This is a genomic window from Rheinheimera pacifica, assembly GCF_024809855.1.
Taxonomy (GTDB): domain Bacteria; phylum Pseudomonadota; class Gammaproteobacteria; order Enterobacterales; family Alteromonadaceae; genus Alishewanella; species Alishewanella pacifica_A.
Window position 1 is genome coordinate 314,794 of the sequence record NZ_JANUEM010000001.1, and the last position, 26,246, is coordinate 341,039.

Consider the following 26,246-nt stretch of genomic DNA (forward strand, 5'->3'; position numbering starts at 1 on the left):
TAAAGCAATATTACCATTCAGATTAACCCAATTTTCAATTGGCGCCAACCTGACAAAAGTCCGTTTTTTAATGAATACAGCCCGTTTTATCACGGGCACAGGTGGGTTAAAGCAGTTTATAGCGCAGCTTGTGGCCTGACCCCCAGTAAGTGGCAAATGGCATAACTCAGTTCGCTACGGTTAAGCGTATAAAAATGAAAATGATCCACACCTTCGCGGCTTAATACTTTTACCATTTCCATAGCAATATTAGCCGCCACCAGATTACGGGTGGTGGTGTCGTTTTCCAAGCCCTCATAGGCTTTATGCATCCAATTCGGCACTGCTACGTTAGTCAGAGCAGCAAATTTTTTCAGTTGTTGAAAATTAGTCACCGGTAAAATACCCGGCACAATGTCAACATCAATGCCTATAGCAGCACAGCGATCGCGGTAGCGTAAGAATTTCTCAATATCAAAGAAAAACTGCGTAATAGCACGCGATGCCCCAGCTTCAACTTTGCGCTTTAAGTTAAGCAAGTCAAACTGAGCATTAGGCGCTTCGGGGTGCACTTCAGGGTATGCCGCTACCGAGATATCAAAATCAGCTACTGAACGCAGTATTGCTACTAAATCTGCTGCGTACAGATCCGGCTTCGATACACTGCCGGGCGGTAAATCGCCGCGCAGCGCCACTATATGCCGGATGCCGTTTTGCCAGTAATCCCGGGCAATATCAATCAGCGCTTCTTTACTGGCATCAACACAGGTTAAATGCGGTGCGGCAATTAAGCCGGTACGCTGTTTAATCGACTTAATAATATCGTGTGTACGGTCACGTTCGCCAGAGTTAGCACCATAGGTTACAGAAACAAAAGAGGGCGCCAGCGGCGCCAGCCGTTCAATTGACTGCCACAGGGTTTGCTCCATCTGTGGCGTTTTCGGTGGGAAAAACTCAAAACTGACATTAACCTTGCCCTCAACATCCTGCAGGTTGCGGTTAATTGCGTCTAAATACTGTGCATTTGCAAATGCCATAACGACTCTCTTTCTGTTACGTCAGTAAGGCAGGCGTGGCAGCCTTGCCAATAAGTTGATTAATCAACACAGCCAGATCTGCATGCAAACCACCGGCAGTAACTACCCGTCCAGCACCCGGACCTTTCAATACCAGCGGGTTAGCATTGTACCAGCCAGAGCGGATCACAAAGACGTTATCACAAGGTGCTATTGCCGCCAGCGCGTGATTCTGACTAACCTGTTGCAACGATACACTGGCACTTACCTTGCCATGCTCCAGAGATAAAACAGCCACATAACGCAACACTTTCCCCTGAGCTTTTGCCGTAGCAAACACTGCCGCAAGCGCTGTATCAAGTATGTCACGCTGCGCCCAGAAATCCTGCCAACTGCCTTGCTCCAGCCCCTCTGGTAATAACGGCTGCAATTTAATGTCATCCAGCTCCAGTGTTACCCCCAGCTCACGGGCCAGCACCAGTAGTTTGCGCTGTACGTCTTTGCCGGATAAATCATCGCGTGGATCCGGCTCTGTCAGGCCAGCCTGCTGTGCATCCAGTACAAAATCAGAAAACGGCTTGCTGCCATCGTACTGGCACAATAACCACGACAGCGTACCGGAGAAAATACCGCTGACTTCTGTTATTTGATCACCGGCACTTAATAATTCCTGCAAGGTGCGTTGTACCGGTATACCGGCGCCGCAGGTAGTGTTGCTCAGCCATTGCCGCTGATGCTGCACCAACGCCTGCTGAATTTGCTGATACTCAGCCCCCGGCAAGGTTACGCCCTGCTTATTAGCACTGATAATATCGCAGCCAGCAGCGATAAATGCAGGGTACAAACGGGCAAAGTCACTGCTGGGGGTAATATCCACCAGCACTTTAGGCGTAGGTAAAGCCTGCAAATAAGCCGTTAACTGCTCTGCATGCCAGCTATCGCCTGCAGCCAGTGCGGTTTGCCAGTCAGCCACGGTTATAGTGTCTGCCAACACTGCACGGCGCGAATTCAGTACCGCTGCCAGATTCAGCTTCAGCTTAGCGGCAAAACGTTGCTGCTGTGTTTCCAGCATGCTGAGAAATTCAGCACCTACATTGCCGGCACCGGCTACCACCAGCTGTAACACCGGTGTTGGCAGAATTAGCTGCTGATGCAACTGCTGTAACACTGCTGCACGCAACGGCGCACCCAATAACCAAATCAGTTGCCGGGCGTTTTCATAGCGGTGTAATACCCCATGCTGCTGTAGCAGTTGATCAGCCGCTGTAGCCTGTTGTGCCTGATCCGCCTTTAACCATGCCACGGCGAAATAACGCTGCGTATCCCACACCGCATGTATGTTTAATTCTGCCAGCCAGGCCAGCGCCTGCTCTGCACAAGCTATCGGCAGCAACCAGCACAGATTGTCGCCTTGCTGTGACAACTCAATAACCGGTTGTTGCAATTCTAACGCCAGCCTGACCGCAGTAACCGCGGTGTCCTGATGCAGTGTTAATAAGGTAACGTCATTCAGTTCAGTAATAAAACCCTGCTGTGCTGCTCCCTGCCCGGTAAGGCCTGGCTGCACTACGCAACAACCACCTTGTGCCGGTTCATAGCTGCTGCGTACCTGCAATACGGTATTTGTACCGGTCAATGGTGCTAAGGTACGGGCATGTAATACCGGGTTACCCAGCTGTGCCAACTGACAGGCTTGCTGCCAACTGACCTGACTGTATGGTACTGCACTGGCCACTTTGCGTGGGTCGGCACTATATATAGCTTTAACGTCGGTCCAGATCGTTACTTCAGCGGCCTGCACCAAGGCACCGAGCAAGGTGGCGGAATAATCACTGCCATTACGCCCCAGTGTAATGCTGCGGCCGTTATCATCACGGGCTATGTAGCCGGTAACAACATGAATGCAGTCTGGCTGCGTTTGCTCAGCCAGTAATGCTGCTGATGCTGTCCAGTCTGGCTGGTGCTGTTTTAAACGCAAAAAATCACGCGCATCCACCGCAACAGCATTAAGTCCGCGTTGTTTTAGCAGTTCACTCAGTAATAACGCCGACAAACGCTCGCCAATTGCCAGTACATCATTTAGCTGTTGCTGTGCCAGTTTATCCGGCACAGCCGCCAACCATTGCCGTAGCTGCGTGGTAACAATCGTAGCGGCCTCTGCCGCTAATGTTTGCTGCACTATTACAGTCAGTTGAGCTTGCAGGGCATTCAGCGCCGTATCCCGCACGGCTATATTTTCTGCCGCAGCAATAATAGCCAGTAAGGCATCGGTAGTATCACCCGGTGCTGATACTACTACCCACAGCGCCTGTTGGCGGTTTTGTTGCTGTAAAATATCAGCCACTGCAGCAAATCGCTGTGCACTGGCTAAGCTGCTGCCGCCAAATTTATGCACCTGGGCTGCCGGGCTGAATTGTTGTTTTGCTTCAATTTGCATTATGCATTACCAAAAAGCGCTGAGTGCCGGGTTAAGCCGGAACTGCTGCTGTTGCTGTTCATTCTGTTGTTTTAACCTGTCAGCCTGCGGGTTAAGTTGTTGCTGATGGTTCTGCTGATCATGTTGCGCCACCGCGTTAAAAGCCTGCTGTAGATCGGCTAGCAAATCATCAGCATTTTCAATACCTACCGACAAACGAATTAATGTTGGGCCTATACCGGCAGTTTTCTGCGCCGCGGCATCCATCGATGCATGCGTCATGCTGCCAGGATGGCATACCAGGCTTTCAATGCCGCCCAGTGACTGGGCCAGGGTAAATAAACGCAGTGCAGAGAAAAACACCGGCAATAAGCTTTCGTCAGCGGCCAAATCAAAACTGCACATCGCACCAAAGCCGTGTTGCTGGGCTTTGGCAATAGCATGGCCCGGATGCTGCGGCAGCCCGGGGTAATACACTTTAGCCACCAACGGCTGTTTTACCAGAAAATCTACCAGCCGGGCAGTATTGTCCTGCTGCAAACGCAGCCGTGGCTCCAGTGTACGCAGGCCACGCAGTGTCATATAGCTGTCAAACGGCGCGCCGGTAATACCCAGGCAATTGGCCCACCATTTTAATTCATCACCCAGTTGCTGTGATTTTGCGATCAATACCCCACCCACTATATCACTGTGGCCGTTAATATATTTAGTGGTGGAATGCACAACAATATCAGCACCCAGCGCCAGAGGTTGCTGCAAGATTGGCGATAAAAAGGTGTTATCCACGACTACCAGCGCTTGTAATGCTTTGGCCAAATCACATACGGCGCGCACATCGGTAATTTGCAGTAAGGGGTTAGACGGTGTTTCCAGCCAGATCATTTTCGGCTTCACAGCCCGGATCTGCTCAGCCCAGTCAGCTTGCTGAAAATTTACTACCAGCAGTTTAAAAGCACGTTTGCGCTGTGCCAGATTAACAAACAACCGGTAACTACCGCCGTAGCAGTCATGCGGGATCACCAGCGTATCATCCGGTGTCAGCAGTTGCAGCGCCAGCAAGCAGGCCGACATGCCGGTGCTGGTAACAATGGCTTTTACCCCGCCTTCAAGTTCGGCAAGGGTTTCTGCTAATAAATCCCGGGTTGGGTTATTCGAACGTGAGTAATCATAAGGGCCGGGTTGTTTAAAGGCTTTTAATTCATAGGTTGAGGTTAAATACAGCGGTGGTGTAACCGCCGCGTGGGCAGAGTCCTGGGCAATACCGGCTCTGGCAGCGATAGTCGCGGCGTGGCGCTTTGACATAGGAAACCTCATTTAGATGTTTAGACGTCTAAAAGTATAATGATAGAAATAGAGATGTCAAACCATTTAGCCGTCTATAATCATTATTTGTTGTACACTATTTGACTGGGCAGCATAACAAGATAGAATTTCGCCACTTGCGTAAAGCAATACAACATAATGACTAATACAAGGTAACCATATGGCTAAGTGGAATGGGGAATATATTCACCCGTACGCGGAACACGGTAAAAAATCAGAACTCGTAAAAAAAATCACCGTATCTATTCCGCTAAACGTATTAAAAGTGCTGACAGATGAACGCACCCGCCGCCAGGTAAACAACCTGCGACATGCAACCAACAGTGAATTATTATGCGAAGCGTTTCTGCATGCATTTACCGGCCAGCCACTGCCAGCCGACGAAGACTTACGTAAAGACAACCCGCACCAGATCCCGGCAGAGGTGCGTCAGATCCTGACCAGCATGGGCAAACCCATTCCGGTAATTATTGAAGCTGACAGCGACGAAGAATAATAAACAAAACACCCGCCAGTTGGCGGGTGTTTTGTTTCTGTACCATCTTAACTGCTGCGGTTAGCTATAGTAATTTTCCGGCAACGGCAACCTTGCCACCCCGGATGCCACTGCCGCTTGCGCCACTGCCAGAGCAACCCGTGATAACAGGCGCGGATCCATTGGTTTAGGAATAATATAGCTTTTACCAAAACTCAGCTGGCTAACCTTAGCGGCTGCTAATACTTCGTGCGGCACAGCTTCTTTAGCGATAGCCCGAATAGCATTGACCGCTGCCAGTTTCATTTCGTCATTAATAACACTGGCGCGTACATCTAAAGCACCGCGGAAAATAAACGGAAAACACAGCACGTTATTTACCTGGTTCGGATAATCTGAACGGCCGGTGGCCATAATAATATCGTCGCGCATAGCATGAGCCAGTTCAGGTTTAATTTCCGGATCCGGGTTAGAGCAGGCAAAAATAACCGGCTTATCGGCCATCAGCTTTAATGCCTCCGGCGGTAACACATCCGGGCCAGAAACCCCGACAAACACATCAGCCCCGTTTAAAGCATCTTCCAGTGTGCGTTTATCAGTATTGTTGGCAAACAGCAGCTTGTATTGATTTAAATCATCACGGCGGGTATGAATAACACCTTTGGTATCCAGCATGTAAATATGCTCACGCTGGGCACCGCATTTAATCAGCAGCTCCATACAGGCAATAGCCGCGGCGCCTGCGCCCATACAGACAATAATTGCGTTTTTAATGTCTTTACCCTGAATTTCCAGCGCGTTTAACATGCCGGCAGCCGTTACAATAGCAGTACCGTGCTGATCATCATGAAACACCGGAATTTTGCAGCGTTTGATCAGCTCTTTTTCAATTTCAAAGCACTCCGGCGCTTTGATATCCTCAAGGTTTATACCGCCAAAGGTGTCGGCAATATTGGCAACGGTATTAATAAACTCTTCGGTGGTGCGGTGCGTTACTTCAATGTCAATCGAATCAAGGTTAGCAAAGCGCTTAAACAACAGAGCCTTACCCTCCATTACCGGCTTCGAGGCCATAGGGCCTAAATTACCCAGCCCCAAAATGGCCGTGCCGTTACTGATCACCGCCACCAGATTGCCTTTGGCAGTATATTTGTACACATTATCAATATCTGCTGCTATTTCGCGTACCGGTTCTGCTACGCCAGGGCTGTAGGCCAATGCTAAATCTGTTACGGTTTCGGCGGCTTTACTGATCTCAATACTGATTTTGCCGGGTTTGGGTTCTGCGTGGTAACGCAGTGCTTGTTCTCTGAAATCTGACATCTGTTTATCCTGCCGTTTGTTGTAGGGCCTAGCGTAAAGTTATTATTGTACTGTTACGTCTGAGGGAGGCTTATTCTAAAGAGCTACCAGCGGTAAGAGAACCGTAATCAGTCTGATCGTACCAGCGCAAAATGGCCCGTCTGGCTATACCACTTTAGTCGCAACCTGTAACTGTTATAACAATTACGGCAGACAAACGACATTTCTTTTAGCAATATTGAATATAAATTCCTCATCTGGCACAAATTGCAGGCACAAAAAAAGCACCCGCAGGTGCTTTTTTGTCTTACTGTAGCAAAACCGATTAACGGTTGCCCAGTACAGAGAAACGTTTTTTGAAGCGATCTACACGGCCGCCTACGTCTAACACTTTTTGCTTACCGGTATAAAACGGGTGGCAAGCAGAGCAAACGTCCAGGTGGATGTCTTTGCACAGTGCTGATTTAGTTTTGAATGCATTACCGCAAGTACAAGTTGCAGTAATCTCTTTATATTCTGGGTGAATACCTGGCTTCATGGGTTACCTCGTTAGGCCGTATCGCTATCTGGTCAAACTAGTTGCCAGACACCATACGTAATTACAGTTAATTAAGGGCGCGTAGCTTAATAGATAGCCACAAAAGTTGCAACTGCTTATACAGCTTTGCAATAAATTTTGTTTTACTTGGCATTTCACCGGGCTGTCCTTACACTTGAAGGCTGCTATTTAACAGGACCCTGTTGTGACTGTAGTTCGCGTGGCTCTGCCGGTGCCATTAAGACAACACTTTGACTACCTAATCGCCTCTGATCAACCCTGTCAGATTGGCTGTCGTGTACTTGTACCTTTTGGTAACCGCCAGTTAGTCGGCATTATATGGCAGTTGGCACCTGAAGATGGCTTTGATGCCAGCAAACTAAAACCTGTACTGCAACTGCTAGACACCACACCGGTGCTACCACCACTATTGTGCCAGCTACTCAGTTTTGCGGCAGAATATTACCATTACCCGCTGGGTGAAGTGTTAGTTAGTGCCTTACCGGCATTGCTGCGCGAAGGGCGTAACTTAACCGACTACCAACCCAAAGCCTATCAACTTACCGCTGCAGGCCAGCAGCTAAGTAGTACTGCATTAAAACGCTCGGCCAAGCAAAGTGCGTTGTGGCAGGTGCTGCAAAGCCATCAGTTAACCGAATCAGTACTATTGCAGCAACACAGCCGCGCTACCTTAAAACAATTACTGGATAAACAGCTGGCAGAAGAGCTGATAGTGCCGCCGGTGCCTTTTACCGCGCCGCTAAAGCACGCAACAGGCCTTAAACTTACCAGCAATCAGGCGTTGGCGGTTACAGCCGTTGATCAGGCTTGCGGCCGCTTTGAACGCTTATTGCTCGAAGGTGTTACCGGCTCGGGGAAAACCGAAGTATACCTGCAAAGCATTGCCGGCTTGCTTAACCAACAACAGCAGGTATTGGTAATAGTGCCGGAAATTGGCTTAACGCCGCAAACACTGGCGCGGTTTCAGGCACGGTTTGATGTTCCGATACTATGCTGGCACTCAGTACTTAGCGATAGCGAGCGCTTACATTGCTGGCTGCAGGCCAGCACCGGTGCTGCGGCCATTATTATCGGTACCCGCTCAGCATTGTTTTTACCCTTCTACCGGCTGGGTTTAATTATTATTGATGAAGAGCATGATCAGTCATTAAAACAACAGGACGGTTTTCGCTATCATGCCCGCGATTTAGCTATTAAACGCGCGGCGCTGCAGCACTGCCCTATTTTGCTTGGCTCTGCCACACCCAGCCTGGAAAGCCTGCACAACGCACTGAACAAACGCTTTATCCATTTACCACTGCCGGATCGCGCAGCAGGCCAGGCGCTACCGGTATTTGAACTGGTCGATTTAAAACAGCAGGTATTGCAATTTGGCTTAGCCAGCCAAACGCTGGCACAGATTAAAAAGCAGCTGAGCCTGGGCTTGCAGGTCATGTTGTTTTTAAACCGCCGCGGTTTTGCCCCGGCATTAAGCTGTCAGGAATGTGGCTGGCTAACTGAATGCCATCGTTGCAGCGCTTTTACTACCTACCATAAACAAAGCCGCCAGCTGGTGTGTCATCATTGTGGCGCCAGCAAGGCAGTACCACGCCAGTGCGGTAATTGCGGCAGCACTCAGCTAAAACCGCTGGGCCAGGGCACCGAGCAATTAGAAGAAAACTTGCAGCAGCTGTTTACAGATGTACCAATTACCCGGCTTGATCGCGACAGCACACGCCGCAAAGGCGCCCTGCATCAGGCGCTGGACGATATTCACCAAAGCGGTGCCCGGCTGATTGTTGGCACCCAAATGCTGGCCAAGGGCCATCATTTTCCTAATGTCAGCCTGGTCGTTATTGTTGATGTTGACGGCGCACTATACAGCAGTGATTTTCGTGCCCCCGAGCAACTGGCGCAGTTACTTACTCAGGTAGCAGGCCGTGCGGGCCGCGGCAATAGTGGTGGTAAAGTGCTGCTGCAAACCCACTACCCGGACCATGTTTTACTGCAGGATATAATTAACAACGGTTATGCGTCTTTTGCCCGCAGTGCGCTTAAAGAGCGTGAGCAAACCCACTTGCCACCTTACCGGCATCTGGCGATGTTTCGCGCCGAGGCGCATCAATCTGACTTGTGCCAGCAGTGGCTACAGCAGTTGGCCGACTACAGCCGCCAATTTGCCGGTTTACAACTACTGGGGCCCATACCAGCGCCACTGGAGCGGCGGGCCGGTAAATACCGCTGGCAATTGCAGCTTTACAGCGCAGGCCGGCCACAGCTGCACGGTGCGCTGGATAACATGCTGCAACAACTACACAACTGGCCGTTAAGCCGCAAAATAAAATGGCAGTTGGATGTAGATCCCACCGATCTTACCTGAAACCGCGCTGTTGTTTCTTTTTCTGTTTAACCTAGTAGAATAGCGCCAAGCCCTGAAGTTTGAGCAAATTACCTGACCTTATGCCACAAAAAGATTACGTTAAAGCCAGCCGGCCTAAGGCCAAAACCGCCAGCCGCCGTCCGGCCAGAGCCAACAGTAACGCTGCCGCGCCGAAAAAACCCTGGTTGTTAATGCTGGTCACTCTCACACTGGTCAGTGGTTTTATTTATTTTCTCTGGTATTTAAACCAGCAACCTGCCGCACCGGTAACCCCGGTGGCGCCAAAACAGCAAGCTGTTAAAAAAGACGAGTTACCGGCCAAGCCAACAGAAGAGCCATACCAGTACATTAAAGAGCTGGAAAACAAGGAAGTGATTGTAGAAGTGCCGGTACAGCAACAATCCAGCGGCCCTTTTCAGATGCAGTGTGGCTCATTCCGCCAGCAGCAGCAGGCTGAAGCCATGAAAGCCCAAATCGCTTTTGCCGGCTTTGCCTCAACCGTGCGCCGTACTGAAGGTGACAACGGTGTTTGGTTTCGGGTGGTGTTGGGCCCTTACGAATCAAAGCGTAAGGCCACTTCAGACATGAACCGCCTGCGCCAGCAGAATATCAATACCTGCCGCGTCTGGAACTGGACTTGAAAAGCGCCCGGGGCAACCACACTTAAGCCTTAAGTTAATCACGCCACAGGGCTTATTCATGACCACTATTGTTTCTGTTCGCCGCGATGGCCACGTTGCCATCGGCGGTGACGGCCAGGTTTCGCTTGGTAACACCGTAATGAAGGGCAATGCCCGCAAAGTTCGTCGTTTGTACAACAACAAAGTTATTGCCGGTTTTGCCGGTGGTACGGCAGACGCCTTTACCTTATTTGAACGCTTTGAAGCCAAGCTGGAAGTGCATCAGGGCCATTTAATGCGCGCAGCCGTTGAGCTGGCTAAAGACTGGCGCACCGACCGCATGCTGCGCAAGCTTGAAGCACTGCTTGCGGTAGCCGACGCCAATACCTCGCTGATTATTACCGGTAACGGTGATGTAGTGCAGCCCGAGCATGACCTTATTGCCATTGGCAGCGGCGGCCCTTACGCCCAAGCTGCAGCCACGGCACTGCTGCAAAATACCCAGTTAAGTGCGCGCGACATTGTTGAAAAAAGTCTGACTATTGCCGGTGATATTTGTGTTTACACCAATCACCACCAGACCATTGAAGAATTATAAGCAGGTATTTTATGTCTGATATGACCCCAAGAGAAATTGTGCACGAGCTGGACCGCCACATTATCGGCCAGAATAAAGCCAAACGTGCTGTTGCTATAGCCCTGCGTAACCGCTGGCGGCGTATGCAACTGGACCCGGCACTGCGCCAGGAAGTCACCCCAAAAAACATTCTGATGATTGGCCCCACCGGTGTCGGTAAAACTGAAATTGCCCGCCGTCTGGCCAAGTTAGCCAATGCGCCCTTTATAAAAGTAGAAGCCACCAAATTTACTGAAGTAGGCTACGTTGGCAAAGAAGTAGAAAGTATTATCCGCGATTTGGCCGACAGCGCGGTAAAGATGTTCCGCGAGCAGGCCATTGAGAAAAACCGTTTTCGTGCTGAAGAAGCCGCGGAAGAGCGCATTTTAGATGTACTGCTACCACCGGCCCGTGACAGCTGGGGCGAAGCCGATAATAAACCGGCAGCAGACAGCAACACCCGCCAGGTGTTTCGTAAAAAACTGCGCGAAGGCCAGTTAGACGATAAAGAAATTGAACTGGAACTGTCGCAGGGCCCTATTGGCGTTGAAATTATGGCACCACCAGGTATGGAGGAAATGACGTCACAACTGCAAAGCATGTTTCAGAGCCTTGGCAGTGAGAAAAAGAAAAAGCGCAAACTGAAAATCAAAGAGGCTTTTAAGCAACTTATCGAAGAAGAAGCCGCCAAACTGGTAAACCCGGAAGAGCTAAAAGCCCAGGCCTTGGAAGCGGTAGAGCAAAACGGTATCGTGTTTCTTGATGAAATAGATAAAATTTGTAAGCGCGGCGAAACCAGCGGACCTGACGTGTCGCGCGAAGGCGTACAGCGTGACTTACTGCCGCTTATCGAAGGATGTACCGTTAACACCAAGCACGGCATGGTAAAAACCGACCATATTCTGTTTATTGCCTCTGGCGCCTTTCAGATGAGCAAACCGTCAGATCTGGTGCCGGAACTACAGGGCCGCCTGCCGATCCGGGTAGAACTGGAAGCATTAAGTGCTGCCGATTTTGAGCGCATACTAACTGAGCCTAAAGCCTCCCTGACTGAGCAATCTATAGCGATGCTTGCCACCGAAGGCGTTAAGCTGAGTTTTAATGGCGAAGGTATTAAAAGCCTGGCAGCAGCGGCATGGCAGGTAAATGAAACCACAGAAAACATCGGTGCCCGCCGCCTGTACACAGTAATGGAGCGGCTGCTGGAAGAAATTTCCTATGACGCAGCCGACCATGCCGGTGAACACATCGAAGTTGACGCCGCTTATGTGGAAAAACATCTGGGTGCATTGGTAAAAGACGACGACTTAAGCCGGTTTATTCTGTAACGATGGCCCACACAGAGCACAGCGCACAAACTCCTCAGCTGCAGGTTAGCCGCCTGCACTACCACCACCAGAGCCGGGCGCTGGACATTACCTTCAGCGATGGTACTGTGGCGGGTTTTAGTGCAGAGTTTTTGCGCGTGTTCTCGCCATCGGCTGAGGTACGCGGCCACGGCAAGCCCAAACTGGTAAGCAATAAAAAGCAGGTTAGCATCAGCAAGCTGCAACCGGTTGGCCATTATGCGGTAAAGCTGGTGTTTGACGATGGCCACGACAGTGGCATCTACAGCTGGCAATATCTTAAACTGCTCAGTGAGCAGCAAAGCGAACTATGGCAACAGTACCTGGCACAACTGGAGCAGGCCAACGCCAACCGCAACGATTTAATTGCTGTTAAAGTGCGTTATTAAACCGGCTAGTAATTAATCTGGCAGATACAATCTGTTGGTTAAGCAGCATGTTAACTGTGACGTGCAGCGAGCTTTTTATATACCGCATCTTTGTCACGTTTACCAACGGCCAGTACATACACTACAACTTCATTATCAATAACTTCATAAACCAGTCGATAACCTGCGGTGCGCAATTTGATCTTGTAGACCGAGTCATACCCACGTAACTTAGCTGACGCGACATGCGGATTTTCTAACCGTTCAGCTAGCTTTTTCTTGAATTGCGATTTAATGGGCGGCGCTAGTTTTTCCCATTCTTTCAATGCAACCGGCAGAAACTTTAACCTATAGGTCATCGATACTTATTTCCACCGCTTCAGCAAGCCCTGCTCTTCGACTTTCAACCAATTGTGATAACTGATAATCGTCCAGCATATCCATTAACCATTCATAGGTTTCTGCCGGAACAAGGTAAGCTGTAGGTTTATTGTGATTAAGAATAGCAACAGCAGCGCCATTCGCTTCGTTAAGTAACGCTGTTGGGTTCTTTTTTAACTCTGAAATGCTGACTGAGCAATCTGCCAAAACCCGCTTCATAAAAACACCTTTTTTCAACACCGAATTAAGTGCTAATTTTAGACCTATACAATAAAAAGCGCCAGCATTGGGGTTACAGTATTGCAGTTGGTGCCAAATACCAAAACCCGTCTGATAAGACGGGCTGGAGCTTACGTAGTGTTTATATTGCTGTAGCCTCAGGCGTGGAACCGGTCTACCGTTTGATGCAACCGTGCGGCCTGCTGGGCGACTTCTTCGCTGATCGACGCATTTTGCTTAGCGTGGGCGTAGGTTTCATCCGAAAGATCCCTAATTTTAACCACGTTTTTATTTACCTCAGCTGCCACGTGGCTTTGCTGCTCAATTGCTGCGGCTATTTGCGTGGTCATATCCATAATATTGCTGACATCTGCAGTGATTTCGCCCAGTAAACGCATGGCTATATTAGCCTGGCTGGCGCTTTCGCTGCCCTGCTCGCGGCAACTTAACATAACTTTGACAATTTCATTAGTGCGCCCCTGCAGGCCGCTTACTATAGCCTCAATCTGTCGGGTTGATTCCTGTGTGCGCATTGCCAGGTTACGTACTTCGTCGGCCACTACGGCAAAACCACGACCCTGATCGCCAGCTCTGGCCGCTTCAATAGCGGCATTTAGCGCCAGTAAGTTTGTTTGTTCGGCAATGCCGCGGATAACATCCAGCACTGAACCTATGGTTTTGCTGTCCTGCTCCAGCTCTGATACTACCCCGGCGGCATTTTGCAGCCGGTCTGATAACAGCTGAATACGCTGCACGGTTTGCTGTACTTCCGTTCTGCCGGTTTGAGCATTCTGGTTGGTGGCTTCTGCTCTGGCCGCGGTGTTTTCTGTATTGCTGGCAATTTCGTTTATGGTAGCGCCCATTTCCGTTACTGCTGTGGCAACCATATCGGTTTCACTTTGCTGTTGTTGCATGCCGCGGCTGGTGTCGGCGGTAGACTGTGCCAGCTCATTGGTGGCCTGGTCCAGCATTTCCAGCGCCTGATTTACCGTTTTAATTAGATCCTGAAAATCCCCCAGCATAGCGTTAAAGTCTGTTGCTAAGGTGGTCATTTCATCTTTACCGGCAACATCAACCCGCATACGAAAATCGTTACTGCTGCGAATAAGGCCAATGGTTTTACATACGTCAAGCACCGGGCGCAGTATGCTGCGGCTGGTCATGGCTACCAGCAGCAACACTACCGCCAGCACAAAAACAAAAACACCTACAGCCAGTTGCTGTACTGAGGTAACAGCATTGGCAATAGCCTGGCTGGTTTGCACAGATAACTCGCTAAGGCTGGCTTCGGTAGCTTGAATAGCGCTGCGCATTTGCCCGGTTAAGCCCTGGGTTTCATCCAGACCACTTTGCTGCATTGAGCTCACCAGTGCAGTAAAATGCTGCTGATAATTAGCCAGCAAATTTTTACCACTGGCATCATCAGCTAACGCTTGCTGTAACTGCGATGCTATCTGGTTAAACTGCTGCTGGTAAGCTAAATCGCGCCGTAGCAGAAAGTCTTTCTCTGCCCGGCGTAATTGCAACAACCATACGCTAAGATTGTCATGGCCAAGTTGTTCAAAGTGGCTTTCAAGCTGGTGTACCGTCTGACGCAGTTCTCCCATCATGCCCGATGACGGGTTCAAACCAATAACCTGTTGCTGCGCCACCAACTGATTAAACGCTTGCTGGTACTGCGCCGTTAAACCAAGAAACTGCTGTAAGGGTTTAGCATCAATATTGTGCTGCATTAACAACTGCAGTAGCTCAATTGCGCGCTGCTGCATCTGACTGTAGTGATCGTTCAGCCGTTGCTGGTAACGTAAATCGGTGCGCATAACAAAATCTTTTTCATGGCGGCGAAACATCAATACGTCGGTACTTATTTGTTCTACCAATTGCTGTGTTCTGGCCAGAGAGGTTAACTGCTCGCTTTGATAAAACAGGATCAGCAACATAACGGCCATTGCCGCTACCAGTGCCCCGCCGTTAATAAACAACCGCTGCTTTATTGATAATTGTCGTAACTGATTCATGCTGCTCACCCGGATTATTAACAACTTAGTTGAGCATAGCGCAGCCGGATAAAAGTGCGGGCTATTTTTTGGTTAAACACTAATTGTATATAATATAGGCACTTAAACTACATAAAGTACCAAGAGTGGCACCGGCAATAACATCCAGCGGAAAATGCACACCCAGCATAATACGTGACAAGCCCACACTGCAGGCCCAGATCAGCGCTAAAACTGCCAGCGCCGGAAAATAAATAGCTAATGTGGTTGCTACTACAAAAGCGCCGGCAGTGTGGCCGGACGGCAGGCTAAAACGGTCTGAAGGGGTAATATGCGCATAGCCAAACACCGTCAAGATATCTGTTGGCCGGGCCCGTTTAATACAGTTTTTCAACACCAGATACAGTGGTAATTCCAGCGAGAACGCCAGTAACAGTATCGTAGTTAGTTCTGTCGCGTCGTTATGGTTAAGCAGATACAAGATGCCGCAAAGCAGCAGATACAGCGGGCCATCGGCCGTTTTAGACAAAAAGTAGCTGGCTATAAAAGCCGGCCGGGACGAGCTGCGGCTGAACAAGCTGCAAAATGAGTGGTGGTCCCATTGCTCCAGACGTTTAAGTAACATAACTGCGCCCTGTCATTTACCTGACTAAGCGCAGCCTAACGGCTTTCTATGACGTTATAATGACATTTTATTGCGATAAAACGCTATGGCATCGGCCTCTGTCAGCGGTTTGGCCAGGTAGTAACCCTGCACCGCATCGCAGGACATACTCTGCAACAGTTGCAGCTGCACGTCTGTTTCAACGCCTTCAGCCAGAATACGCTTACCTAAACCATGCGCCAGCTTAATCATGGTTTTAACGATCATCATGTCGGAGTCGTTACCGGCCATATCCATCACAAAACTGCGGTCTATTTTAATTTTGTCTATTGGCATACGCCGCAAATAAGCCAGCGAAGAATAACCGGTACCAAAATCATCAATAGATACACGAATGCCCATTTGCTGTAGCTCCATCACATAATTTGAGCCTTTTTCCATATCATGCATGGCCGTATTTTCAGTGATTTCAAGCTCCAGCAGATCCGGCGATACTTTGTACTGCAACAATAACCGCTGGATTTCACGCTTCAGGCCGTCCTGCTGAAAATTTACCGGTGACATATTTACCGCCAGCGGAATATGCAACTGTTGCTGTTTCCACTGGCTGATAGTGTCTACCGCTTTGCGCAGTACCCATAAATCCAGTTGCCGGTTTAGCCCCAGCTGTTCCACAAAGGGTAAAAACTGCCCTGGTACCAAAAAGCCTTTTTGCGGATGCTGCCAGCGTAACAGCACTTCAAAGGCTTCTATGTTGCCACCGCGTGCACTGCATTGCGGCTGAAAGTACAACACAAACTGGTTATGCTCCATCGCAGCCAGTAACTCTGTTTCCCAGTTGATCAAACGGCTGGTTTCATCTTCCATGCCGGGCTGATACTCCAGCCAGCGGCTTTGCATACGTTTGGCCTGATGAAAAGCAATATTAGCTTTTTGCACCAGTTGCTCAGCATTGGTTGCGTGTTGGGGAAATTTAGCCAGGCCAATGCTACAGCTTAACTTTAATGAACCACAATCAAGCACAAAGCTTTTTTCTACCAATTGCTGCAAATGGCGGATGGCAAACTGCAACTGGTTATCATTGTGCACATCAGTAATAACCAGAGTAAAAATATCGCCACCGGTGCGGGCAATTAATAGCGGTTTTAACACACTTTGTTCAAACCGCCGGATCAACTGGCGTAAAATTTCATCGCCCTGCTTCAGGCCGACGGATTCATTAACGGTTTTAAATTTATCTAACCCCAGCATCAGCAAATGCAGCGGTGCAGCCTTTTCCTGCCGTAGCTGATCGTTAAGAACAGATAACAGCGCGTCACGGTTTAATGCCCCGGTAAGCTGATCGTAGCGGTTAAGGTAGTGGGCTTTTTCGGCTAGCTGCACATTTGTACTGCGTTCATGTTCTTGCAGCCATATAATCAGGCTTAACCCGAGGCAACAAAGCAAAAACAGTTCGGTGCTTTTATACAACAGGATCCAGTAACTCCATTCCTCATGGCGCTCAGCCAGCATTAACCAGATACTATTGCCAACGTACAATAAGCCCCAAAGTATCAGGGTAACAACTGCCAGCCGCTGCCCCAGCGTAGGTGACATTCTTTGCCATAACCCAACAGCAGCGGTTAGCAGCACAATACCCATAAGTAGCAGCCTGATATACAGCTGAAAATATAACTGCCAACCGGCCAGGGCATCGCTCAGCACAAATGGCACTACACTTAGCAGCGCTACAGCAACAAGCAGCAGTAAAGTAGGCTGCAGTTTTACCTTTAATAACACATGCTGCTTGTCATGCCGTGTCATTACCATGCCGCGTAGTAGCAGCACAGCAAAAGCGTAACTTGTGAAAATCAGCACAAACTGAAACACTGAAGGTAATAGCGTGGTGCCCCGGGCCTGCCCCAAAATGCCCTGAAGTAAAATTGCCGACTGATACACGGCAAAACACAGTAAAGCGGCAAACCAGCATTTAATGTATTCTTGCCGGTATATCCGGCTGAAATGCCGTAGCAAATAGCACAATAGTAAAGCTATGCCCAGCTGGGTAAAGTACACAACAAACCTGGCAAATAATTCGGTGGTCACAACTGGCAGCCGGTAAATTTGGTTACCATCACCATAGCAAACAACCTGCAAAAACGACAACTGGCTAACCGACGATTAACCACGAAAAACCAATAATAATAATAGTTTGAGCTTACTCCAGTCAGCGCTATACTGTTGGCTCAGTACCTTTTCTCAGCCGGAGCTTCTTATGGAATACAACACTTCTGAATTATGTGATCTTTATGCCGATTTAGTTGATGTAGTAGAGCCGCTGTTTGCCAGCTACGGCGGCAGACGTTCTTTTGGTGGTAAAATTCATACCATCAAATGTTTTGAAGACAACGGTCTGGTACGGCAAATACTAACTGATCCGGGCATTGGCAAAGTGCTGCTAATTGATGCCGGTGGCTCTGCCCGTCGCGCTATTATTGATGCCGAACTGGCGTCACTGGCGGCCACTAATGGCTGGGAAGGTATAGTATGTTATGGCAGTGTGCGCGATCTGGATCTGCTGGAAGATTTTGATATCGGTATCCAGGCCGTTAATGCTATACCGGTGGGCGCTGATGACAAAGGCTTTGGTGAAACCGATGTACCGGTCAATTTTGCCGGTGTGACCTTTTTACCCGGCGATCACCTGTATGCCGACAGCACCGGCATTATCATCTCGCCAGACGCACTGGATATTGAATAACACGGTACCGGCATGCTGAATTTCTTTACCCACGATCAGCTACAGCAATACTACAGCATCCGGGATGGTGAGCAGCGCCTGGGGCAGGTATTAAGCCTGCCTGATCCTGCGCTAAACCTGGCCGGACAACTGGCACACAGCAAAGCCGAAGGCTGCCGTTTTGTACTACTGGGCGTACCGGAAGATATTGGCCCCCGCGCTAACCTTGGCCTGGGTGGGGCAGATAAAGGCTGGGCAGCTTTTTTAAGCAAATTTGTAAACCTGCAAAGTAATCATTTCATTGCTGCCGGGCAAATTTTGCTGCTGGGCGAAATACAGTGCGCCGACTTACAACAGCAAGCCTGTACTCTTGATATCTCACAACCACTGCAGCTTAGCCAGTTACGGCAGTTGGTTGAAGTATTGGACACCAGGGTTGCAAACGTGGTGCAGGCAATATTTACTGCTGGTTTATTACCGGTTGTTATCGGCGGTGGCCACAATAATAGTTATCCGATAATAAAAGCGTTAAACCAGGCCAGCGGCCAACAGGTTAACTGTGCCAATTTAGACCCACATTCAGATTTTCGGCCGCTTGAAGGCCGCCACAGTGGCAATGGCTTTAGCTATGCCTGGCAAGATGGCTTGCTAAAACACTATTTTGTGCTGGGTTTGCATGAGCTGAAAAACTCTGCCGCAACACTGGCCCAGTTACAGCAGGCCACCGGCGAATTTTGTAGCTACCAGCGTATTTTTGTCCGTCAGGAGCTGAATTATCAGCAAGCGCTGGATCTGTGCATCGACAATGTCGTACAAGGCAGTGGCGACATAGGTATTGAAGTAGATACCGACAGCATCAACCTGATGCCGGTAAGCGCCTTTACTAGTTGCGGTATTAGCGTGCAGGCAGCCGAGCAATTTGTTTATCAGTTGGCTAAATTACCGCGAAGCCGTTATTTACATCTGGCAGAAGCCGCTCCGGCACAACATCCGGCAGGGTTGGCTGCTGGCGTTAACGAAGCCGGGCAAGTGTTGTCTGCGCTGGTAGTGGCCTTTATGCAGGGTAAAAAAGATCAGGCTATTGCAATTTAACCTTATCTGGCTGCCATTGCTTTAACCATACGGCAAAACCACTGAGTTCAAACGGCCTTGAGTAAAAAAAGCCCTGGCCGCGGCTGCAGCCCATACGTAGTAATTTCTGCTCTACTTCTGCTTCTTCCACGCCTTCGGCTATCACCCCCAGATCCAGATTACGCGCCATGTCGATAATGGCACCGGTAATAGCAGCATTCATATCAGATTTATGCAAACCACTGATAAAAGAGCAGTCAACTTTAACATGCTGTATAGGTAATTGCCGGATATAAGCCAGCGATGATAAACCGGTGCCAAAGTCGTCCAGTGCCAGCTCAACCCCCAACTGGTGTAAACGCTGCAGCATGGTCTTGGCTTTTAGCGGCTCAGCGACCAGCGCACTCTCTTTCAGCTCCAATATCAGTTGCCCGGGTTCTACCTGATATTGGTCAAGTAACTGTTCCAGCGCTTCTATCAGCTCATCGTGCAATAAGTCTTTACTGGAAATATTCACGGCAATTTTGCTTACCAGCCCGGTCTGTTTCAGCGTAGCGATCATGGCAATGGCTTCATTTAATACCCACTGCGTCAACGGGTAAATAACCCCCATTTCCTCAGCCAGTGCCAAAAAACTGTCTGGTGCCAGCAAGCCCCGCTTCGGGTGGCGCCAGCGAATATAAACTTCACCGGCTAATACTTCGTGGCTACGCATATCAACCTGCGGCTGGATATACAACGCCAATTGTTGTTCGGCAATCGCCTGACGCAATTCTGCCATCAGGGTTAATTTGTCATTGCTGTAGTGCAGCATGTCGGTACTGAACACCTGGCTGCGGCCCTGTAAAGAACTGTGATATTGCAACGCAAGATAGGCCCGCTCCAACAACTCATTCAGTTGCGTACCATGTTCAGGATAATGTGCAATACCCGATTGCAACTGGTAATCAATAGCACAGCCATACACGATCATAGATTCAGGAATAACCCGCTCCAGCGTGTCTGCCAGATGCTCGGCCATATGTGCTTTGTCGTCACTGTTTACCCATACCACAAAATCAACCCCACCTAAGTGAGATACCCGGGTGGGTTTTTGCTGGCGATATTCAAATGTCAGGGCTTTGTCTTCGCCGGCCAGTTGATCATTAATGCGCTGGGCTATCTGCGCCAGAATAAGGTTACTGTTACTGTGTCCCAGCAATTTGTTCACCTGATCAAACTGCGTTATTTTGATCAGTAACAATGAATAATGCTGCTCAGGCGAGTGCTTTAACAACTCATCCAGTTGTTGCTGTAAAAAGAATTTATTGGGAAAACCGCTGATATCATCATGCAAAGAGTAAAAGCCATGCCCACTATCTTTTGTTGTGGTGCTGGCTTTTTGCAGCTTATAGATGTCGAGTTTTAGTTTAAACAGGTAGATAAATGCCAGCAGCAAAAAGCCACTAAGCAAACTAACTATGGGCAACGAAGGCTCAAATGTCTGCGCTGCCAACGGACAACTGAGCAAGCCAGGAACAAGCAGCCGGTAAGACAAAGCAATACTCCAGCAAAAACCGTGCTATTAGCTTAAGCTAAAATACCAGCTTGTAAAGCAGATTAACGCCGCAGGTTTATCTCTTTACCATTAATAATCAGCTGTTTAAGTGAGTTTACACCAAATTGGTAGCATAACTCTGCCGGCCGGCTTATGCCGTAACAGGCAAAATCAGCCCGCTGCCCCACCGCCAGCGTACCGCGATCTGACAAGCCAAGCGCTTTAGCCGCATGCCGGGTTACCCCAAGCAAAGCTTCTTGTGGCGTTAAACGAAACAGCGTGCAGGCCATATTCAGCATCAGCGGTAAAGAACACAGCGGCGACGTACCGGGGTTTAAGTCAGTAGCGATGGCCATCGGCACAGCATATTGGCGCAGTAGTGCAATCGGCGGTAGCTGAGTCTCGCGTAAAAAGTAAAATGCGCCAGGTAACAATACAGCCACTGTGCCTGCTTTGGCCATAGCCGCCACACCGGCTTCATCCAGAAACTCGATATGATCAGCCGACAAGCCGCCAAACTCAGCTACTAAAGCGCTGCCGCCTAAATTGGACAACTGCTCAGCATGAGCTTTAACCGGTAAACCAAGCGCACAGGCGGCAGCAAACACTTTGCAGCTTTGCTCAGGGGTAAAACCTATGCCTTCGCAAAAGACGTCAACAGCATCAACCAACTTCAGCGCATGTAATTGCGGCAACATCTGGCACACTGCTTCAATGTAGCCATCAGCATCATTACTAAATTCGGCAGGTAAGGCGTGGGCGCCTAAAAAGGTTTTTTGTACGCTTGCCGGATGGTGCTTATCCAACTGCGCAGCAACTTCAAGAATTTTCTGCTCGGTGGCTAAATCAAGGCCATAACCGGATTTAATTTCTACCGTGGTAACACCTTGCGCCAACAGGGTGTTAAGCCGGTCTTTGGCCAGCACAAATAAATCTTCGTGGCTGGCCGCACGCGTTGCCGCTACCGTAGCCTTAATACCGCCGCCTGCTGCTGCAATATCCTGATAGCTGGCTCCGTTTAAGCGCATTTCAAACTCATTGCTGCGGTTACCGCCGTACACCAGGTGCGTATGGCAATCAATAAAACCCGGCAGCAGCCACTGCCCGGCAGCGTCATACAAGGGGGTAGCCAGAGCATCAAATGGTGGCAAATCTGCTTTGCTGCCAACAAAGGCAATCAGGCCGTCTTTAACCGCTAAAGCACCGTTTTCTATGCTGCCATAGGCAGTACCGTTATCCGTCATGGTGGCGATATTGGCGTTAATCCAGATAGCATCAAACTGCTGCATAAAGGCGTCCTGTAAGTCATTTGAAATAATTTTACACCAACAACTTGTATATACAACTAAATTAGCTTATTTTTTATTTAGTAAAACCGGAGGGTGTTATGGCAGTTGCCAAATTTGCCGAAATTAAAGAATACATGCTCAGCCAGATTGAAATTGCGGCCTGGCCCGAGCATAGCCGGGTGCCGTCAGAAAACGAGCTGGCCGAACAATTCAGCGTCAGCCGGATGACAGCAAGACGCGCGCTGCAGGAGCTGACCGAACAAGGCATTTTGTACCGCACTCAGGGGGTTGGCAGCTTTGTTGCAGCGCTTAAATCGCAATCGTCGCTGCTGGAGATCCGCAATATTGCCGACGAAATTAACAGCCGTGGCCATGCCTATAGTGCCCGCTTACTACAGCTGACTGAGTTACCCTGCCCAACTATTATCGCGGCTGCGCTCGGGTTAACGCGCAATGAGCCGGTGTATTTTTCCCTGATAGTACATTCAGAGAATAACCAACCGCTGCAGTTAGAAGCACGCTACGTTAGCCCTAAACTGGTACCGGATTATGTAAAACAAGACTTTAATCAGCAAACGCCGCACCAGTATTTAAGTTTTATTGCACCACTGACCGAAGCCGAACACACCGTTGAAGCCATTTGGCCGGACGATTTTACCTGCAAGCATTTAATGCTGAAAAAAGCCGAACCCTGCCTGCGTTTAACCCGCCGAACTTTTAGCCGTGAAGGCGCGGTCAGCCTGGCCTATTTAACCTCACCGGGTAGCCGCTACCGTTTAGGCGGCCATCTGAACTTTTCTTTACCCAGCAGAGAGACTATCTGATGACAGATCCACGTATTGATAACAGCCGGCTGATCCGCGCCGACCGCGGCAGCAAGATCACCGCTAAAAGCTGGCAGACTGAAGCCGCCAAGCGCATGTTAATGAATAACCTCGACCCGGAAGTAGCCGAACACCCGCAAGCCTTAGTGGTATACGGCGGTATTGGCCGGGCAGCCCGTAACTGGCAGTGCTATGACAAAATTGTCGAAGTATTAAACCGGCTGGAAGATAACCAGACGCTATTGGTACAAAGCGGTAAACCGGTTGGCGTATTTCCCACCCACCCTGACGCACCACGGGTACTGATTGCCAACTCTAACCTGGTACCCGCCTGGGCGAACTGGCAGCACTTTAACGAGCTGGATCGCAAAGGCCTGATGATGTACGGCCAGATGACTGCAGGGTCGTGGATTTACATCGGCACCCAGGGCATAGTGCAAGGCACCTATGAAACCTTTGTTGCTATTGCCAAGCAACATTTTGACGGTCAGGCAAGCGGCAAGTGGGTATTAACCGGCGGTTTGGGCGGTATGGGCGGCGCCCAGCCATTGGCCGCCACTATGGCTGGTTTTCATATGCTGGCCTGTGAAGTAGACGAAAGCCGTATCGATTTTCGCTTAAAAACCCGTTATCTGGATCAAAAAGCCCACTCTCTGGACGAAGCACTGGCTATGCTGGAAGCAGCCAAAGCAGCAGGCAAGCCAACCTCAATCGGCTTGTTGGCCAATGCGGCCGATGTGTTTGCCGAGTTAGTCGCACGCGGTATTACACCGGACGTGGTTACCGACCAAACCTCTGCCCACGACCCGTTAAATGGCTACCTGCCACAGGGCTGGAGCATGGAGCAAGCTGCTGCACAACGTAAAACCAATGAAGCCGGTGTGGTAAAAGCCGCCAAGCAATCAATGGCAGTGCAGGTACAAGCGATACTGACCATGCAGCAACGGGGTGCTGTCGCCACCGATTACGGTAACAACATCCGCCAGATGGCCAAAGATGAAGGCGTAACAAATGCTTTCGATTTCCCGGGCTTTGTACCGGCCTATATCCGGCCGTTGTTTTGCCAGGGCGTAGGGCCGTTTCGCTGGGTTGCCTTATCTGGCAATGCCGAAGACATCTATAAAACCGATGCCAAAGTAAAAGAGCTTATCCCCGATAACCCACACCTGCATAACTGGCTGGATATGGCGCGCGAGCGCATTCAGTTTCAGGGTTTACCGGCACGTATTTGCTGGATTGGTTTAAAAGACCGTGCCCGTATCGCGCTGGCCTTTAACGAAATGGTAAAAAATGGCGAGCTGAGCGCACCGGTTGTAATTGGGCGTGATCATCTTGACTCCGGCTCTGTTGCCAGCCCGAACCGCGAAACCGAAGCCATGCTCGATGGCTCAGACGCTGTATCAGACTGGCCGTTATTAAATGCGCTGCTTAACACTGCCGGTGGTGCTACCTGGGTATCGCTACACCATGGTGGTGGCGTAGGTATGGGCTACAGCCAGCACAGTGGCGTGGTAATAGTTGCCGACGGCACAGAGCAAGCTGCGGCGCGCCTGGGTCGCGTACTATGGAACGACCCTGGTACCGGCGTAATGCGCCATGCCGATGCCGGTTACGATATCGCAGTAAATTGTGCAACAGAACAAGGCTTAGACTTGCCAATGGTAACGGAGTAACAACATGAGCTTTAAACTGAATTTAGTGCCGGGCACCCTGACACTGGCGCAATTACGCCAGGTACAACAAGGCCCGGTTGAACTGAGCCTGGACAACTCAGCCATAGCCGGCATTGAAAAATCGGCGGCCTGCGTGGCTGATATTATTAAGCAAAACCGTGTGGTGTATGGCATTAATACCGGTTTTGGCTTACTGGCCAATACACGGATAAAAAACGAAGAATTAGAGCTATTGCAAAGGTCTATTGTGTTATCCCACGCAGCTGGCTTTGGCGACATTATGGATGACAGCACAGTACGTTTATTAATGGTGCTGAAAATTAACTCGCTGGCCCGTGGCTTCTCAGGTATCCGCCTGTCAGTTATCGAGGCACTGATCAAGCTGGTCAACGCTGAAGTTTACCCCTGTATCCCGAAAAAAGGCTCGGTGGGTGCATCCGGCGATTTAGCACCACTGTCACATATGGTGTTGCCACTGATTGGCGAAGGCGAGGTTAGCTACAAAGGCCAGATTTACGATGCCCGCGAAGGCCTGGCCTTTGCCGGGTTAGAATCGGTAACCTTAGCAGCAAAAGAAGGTTTAGCCCTGCTTAACGGTACTCAGGCATCTACCTCTTTGGCACTGGAAGGCTTGTTTAAAGCAGAAGACTTATTTGCCGCCGGTACCGTTATCGGCGCTATGAGTGTAGAGGCCGCTATGGGCAGCCGCTCGCCGTTTGATGACCGCATTCATCAGGCCCGTGGCCAGCGCGGCCAAATTGATGCCGCCACCATTTATCGCCACCTGCTGGGCCCAACTTCAGAAATTGGCGAAGCACATCATAACTGTGAAAAAGTACAGGACCCATACAGCCTGCGCTGCCAACCACAGGTAATGGGCGCCTGTTTAACGCAGATCCGTCAGGCAGCAGATGTATTGGTAGTTGAGGCCAACGGCGTTACCGACAACCCACTGGTATTTGCCGATGACAACGATATTTTATCCGGCGGTAACTTTCATGCCGAGCCTGTTGCCATGGCGGCAGACAACCTGGCGCTGGCGATTGCCGAAATTGGTGCGATATCTGAGCGGCGCATGGCACTGCTGATTGACGCGACCTTAAGCAAATTACCGGCGTTTTTAGTACCGAACGGCGGTGTAAACAGTGGTTTTATGATTGCTCAGGTAACGGCTGCAGCGCTGGCCTCTGAAAACAAAAGCCTGGCACATCCTGCCTCGGTAGACAGCCTGCCAACGTCAGCCAACCAGGAAGACCATGTTTCCATGGCAACCTTTGCCGCCAGACGCTTAGCCGACATGGCCGAAAATACCATTGGCGTATTAGCCGTAGAATATCTCGCCGCTGCCCAGGGCTTGGATTTTCGCGCCCCGCTAAAATCTACCCCGGCTGTTGAGCAAGCAAAAAGTTACCTGCGCGAACAGGTAAGCTTTTATGGCGAAGATCGCTACTTTGCACCAGACATTGAGCAAAGCGCCAGCTTGCTGCGTCAACGTCAGTTAAATAGCCTGCTACCACAAAATTTGCTGTGTAGCTTCTGAGTTATACGGCAGC

Annotated in this window: 23 protein-coding genes; 11 read left to right on the top strand and 12 right to left on the bottom strand. The window is 49.8% G+C overall.

Features of this window, described 5'->3' with window-relative positions; genetic code table 11:
• Positions 1-116: 116 nt before the first annotated feature.
• From metF to metB, 3 genes are read right to left on the bottom strand one after another with little or no spacing between them, the layout of a single operon-like run.
• A complete protein-coding gene (gene metF / locus M2404_RS01455; RefSeq protein WP_259237795.1) occupies positions 117-1,016 on the bottom strand; it encodes a methylenetetrahydrofolate reductase in 900 nt (299 codons plus the stop codon).
• Between the two features lie 16 nt (positions 1,017-1,032).
• Positions 1,033-3,432, bottom strand: a complete 2,400-nt coding sequence (gene metL / locus M2404_RS01460) for a bifunctional aspartate kinase/homoserine dehydrogenase II (protein ID WP_259237797.1) — start codon at positions 3,430-3,432, stop codon at positions 1,033-1,035.
• A gap of 6 nt (positions 3,433-3,438) precedes the next feature.
• Complete coding sequence (gene metB / locus M2404_RS01465) at positions 3,439-4,713, bottom strand: cystathionine gamma-synthase (protein ID WP_259237799.1); 1,275 nt, start codon at positions 4,711-4,713, stop codon at positions 3,439-3,441.
• Between the two features lie 181 nt (positions 4,714-4,894).
• Between metB and metJ the strand changes: the two genes are divergently transcribed.
• The gene (metJ, locus tag M2404_RS01470) at positions 4,895-5,230 is read left to right on the top strand and encodes a met regulon transcriptional regulator MetJ (RefSeq protein ID WP_008217699.1); all 336 of its coding nucleotides are present in this window, start codon (positions 4,895-4,897) and stop codon (positions 5,228-5,230) included.
• Positions 5,231-5,290: 60 nt separating this feature from the next.
• On the opposite strand, the gene M2404_RS01475 is transcribed toward metJ, so the two are convergent.
• Together M2404_RS01475 and rpmE are read right to left on the bottom strand one after the other, a co-directional pair.
• Complete coding sequence (locus tag M2404_RS01475; protein WP_259237801.1) at positions 5,291-6,532, bottom strand: malic enzyme-like NAD(P)-binding protein; 1,242 nt, start codon at positions 6,530-6,532, stop codon at positions 5,291-5,293.
• Between the two features lie 304 nt (positions 6,533-6,836).
• Positions 6,837-7,049, bottom strand: coding sequence for a 50S ribosomal protein L31 (gene rpmE, locus M2404_RS01480; protein WP_027670299.1), 213 nt, complete (start codon positions 7,047-7,049; stop codon positions 6,837-6,839).
• 205 nt (positions 7,050-7,254) lie between these two features.
• On the opposite strand from rpmE, the gene priA reads away from it, so the two are divergent.
• The 5 genes from priA to M2404_RS01505 are packed head-to-tail and all read left to right on the top strand — an operon-like array spanning position 7,255 to position 12,400.
• Complete coding sequence (gene priA / locus M2404_RS01485; RefSeq protein WP_259237805.1) at positions 7,255-9,429, top strand: primosomal protein N'; 2,175 nt, start codon at positions 7,255-7,257, stop codon at positions 9,427-9,429.
• A 59-nt stretch (positions 9,430-9,488) separates the two neighbouring features.
• The gene (locus M2404_RS01490) at positions 9,489-10,070 is read left to right on the top strand and encodes an SPOR domain-containing protein (RefSeq protein WP_259237807.1); all 582 of its coding nucleotides are present in this window, start codon (positions 9,489-9,491) and stop codon (positions 10,068-10,070) included.
• A 58-nt stretch (positions 10,071-10,128) separates the two neighbouring features.
• On the top strand, positions 10,129-10,647 hold the full coding sequence (hslV, locus tag M2404_RS01495) for an ATP-dependent protease subunit HslV (protein ID WP_068232917.1): 519 nt from the start codon (positions 10,129-10,131) through the stop codon (positions 10,645-10,647).
• An 11-nt stretch (positions 10,648-10,658) separates the two neighbouring features.
• On the top strand, positions 10,659-11,993 hold the full coding sequence (hslU, locus tag M2404_RS01500; protein ID WP_259237808.1) for an HslU--HslV peptidase ATPase subunit: 1,335 nt from the start codon (positions 10,659-10,661) through the stop codon (positions 11,991-11,993).
• A 2-nt stretch (positions 11,994-11,995) separates the two neighbouring features.
• Entirely contained in the window at positions 11,996-12,400 is a 405-nt protein-coding gene (locus M2404_RS01505) for a gamma-butyrobetaine hydroxylase family protein (protein ID WP_259237810.1), read from the top strand.
• 50 nt (positions 12,401-12,450) lie between these two features.
• Here the strand turns inward: M2404_RS01505 and M2404_RS01510 are convergent, their stop codons facing one another.
• From M2404_RS01510 to M2404_RS01530, 5 genes are all read right to left on the bottom strand, one after another.
• Positions 12,451-12,738, bottom strand: a complete 288-nt coding sequence (locus tag M2404_RS01510; protein WP_259237812.1) for a type II toxin-antitoxin system RelE family toxin — start codon at positions 12,736-12,738, stop codon at positions 12,451-12,453.
• Positions 12,728-12,979 carry a type II toxin-antitoxin system Phd/YefM family antitoxin gene (locus M2404_RS01515; RefSeq protein WP_259237813.1) on the bottom strand — a complete coding sequence of 84 codons (252 nt, stop codon included), beginning with the start codon at positions 12,977-12,979 and terminating at the stop codon, positions 12,728-12,730. The genes M2404_RS01510 and M2404_RS01515 overlap by 11 nt, the downstream gene beginning before the upstream one ends.
• A gap of 158 nt (positions 12,980-13,137) precedes the next feature.
• A complete protein-coding gene (locus M2404_RS01520) occupies positions 13,138-14,997 on the bottom strand; it encodes a methyl-accepting chemotaxis protein (RefSeq protein WP_259237814.1) in 1,860 nt (619 codons plus the stop codon).
• A gap of 79 nt (positions 14,998-15,076) precedes the next feature.
• Positions 15,077-15,601: a phosphatase PAP2 family protein gene (locus M2404_RS01525; RefSeq protein ID WP_259237815.1), complete on the bottom strand. Its 525-nt coding sequence runs from the start codon at positions 15,599-15,601 to the stop codon at positions 15,077-15,079.
• Positions 15,602-15,655: 54 nt separating this feature from the next.
• Complete coding sequence (locus M2404_RS01530; protein ID WP_259237816.1) at positions 15,656-17,665, bottom strand: putative bifunctional diguanylate cyclase/phosphodiesterase; 2,010 nt, start codon at positions 17,663-17,665, stop codon at positions 15,656-15,658.
• A 169-nt stretch (positions 17,666-17,834) separates the two neighbouring features.
• On the opposite strand from M2404_RS01530, the gene rraA reads away from it, so the two are divergent.
• Positions 17,835-18,320 (top strand): ribonuclease E activity regulator RraA, encoded by a 486-nt coding sequence (gene rraA, locus M2404_RS01535; RefSeq protein ID WP_259237818.1) that lies wholly within the window; start codon positions 17,835-17,837, stop codon positions 18,318-18,320.
• A 12-nt stretch (positions 18,321-18,332) separates the two neighbouring features.
• Positions 18,333-19,391, top strand: a complete 1,059-nt coding sequence (locus tag M2404_RS01540; protein WP_259237819.1) for a formimidoylglutamase — start codon at positions 18,333-18,335, stop codon at positions 19,389-19,391.
• Here the strand turns inward: M2404_RS01540 and M2404_RS01545 are convergent.
• Entirely contained in the window at positions 19,378-20,907 is a 1,530-nt protein-coding gene (locus tag M2404_RS01545; RefSeq protein ID WP_259237820.1) for a putative bifunctional diguanylate cyclase/phosphodiesterase, read from the bottom strand. The two genes, M2404_RS01540 and M2404_RS01545, sit on opposite strands and share 14 nt — an antisense overlap.
• Positions 20,908-20,969: 62 nt before the next feature.
• The gene (gene hutI, locus M2404_RS01550; protein WP_259237821.1) at positions 20,970-22,196 is read right to left on the bottom strand and encodes an imidazolonepropionase; all 1,227 of its coding nucleotides are present in this window, start codon (positions 22,194-22,196) and stop codon (positions 20,970-20,972) included.
• 98 nt (positions 22,197-22,294) lie between these two features.
• On the opposite strand from hutI, the gene hutC reads away from it, so the two are divergent.
• From hutC to hutH, 3 genes are read left to right on the top strand one after another with little or no spacing between them, the layout of a single operon-like run.
• On the top strand, positions 22,295-23,020 hold the full coding sequence (gene hutC, locus M2404_RS01555) for a histidine utilization repressor (RefSeq protein ID WP_215396659.1): 726 nt from the start codon (positions 22,295-22,297) through the stop codon (positions 23,018-23,020).
• Positions 23,020-24,693 (top strand): urocanate hydratase, encoded by a 1,674-nt coding sequence (gene hutU, locus M2404_RS01560; RefSeq protein ID WP_259237823.1) that lies wholly within the window; start codon positions 23,020-23,022, stop codon positions 24,691-24,693. The genes hutC and hutU overlap by 1 nt, the downstream gene beginning before the upstream one ends.
• 4 nt (positions 24,694-24,697) lie before the next feature.
• Positions 24,698-26,233, top strand: coding sequence for a histidine ammonia-lyase (hutH, locus tag M2404_RS01565; RefSeq protein WP_259237824.1), 1,536 nt, complete (start codon positions 24,698-24,700; stop codon positions 26,231-26,233).
• The last annotated feature ends 13 nt before the right edge of the window (positions 26,234-26,246 follow it).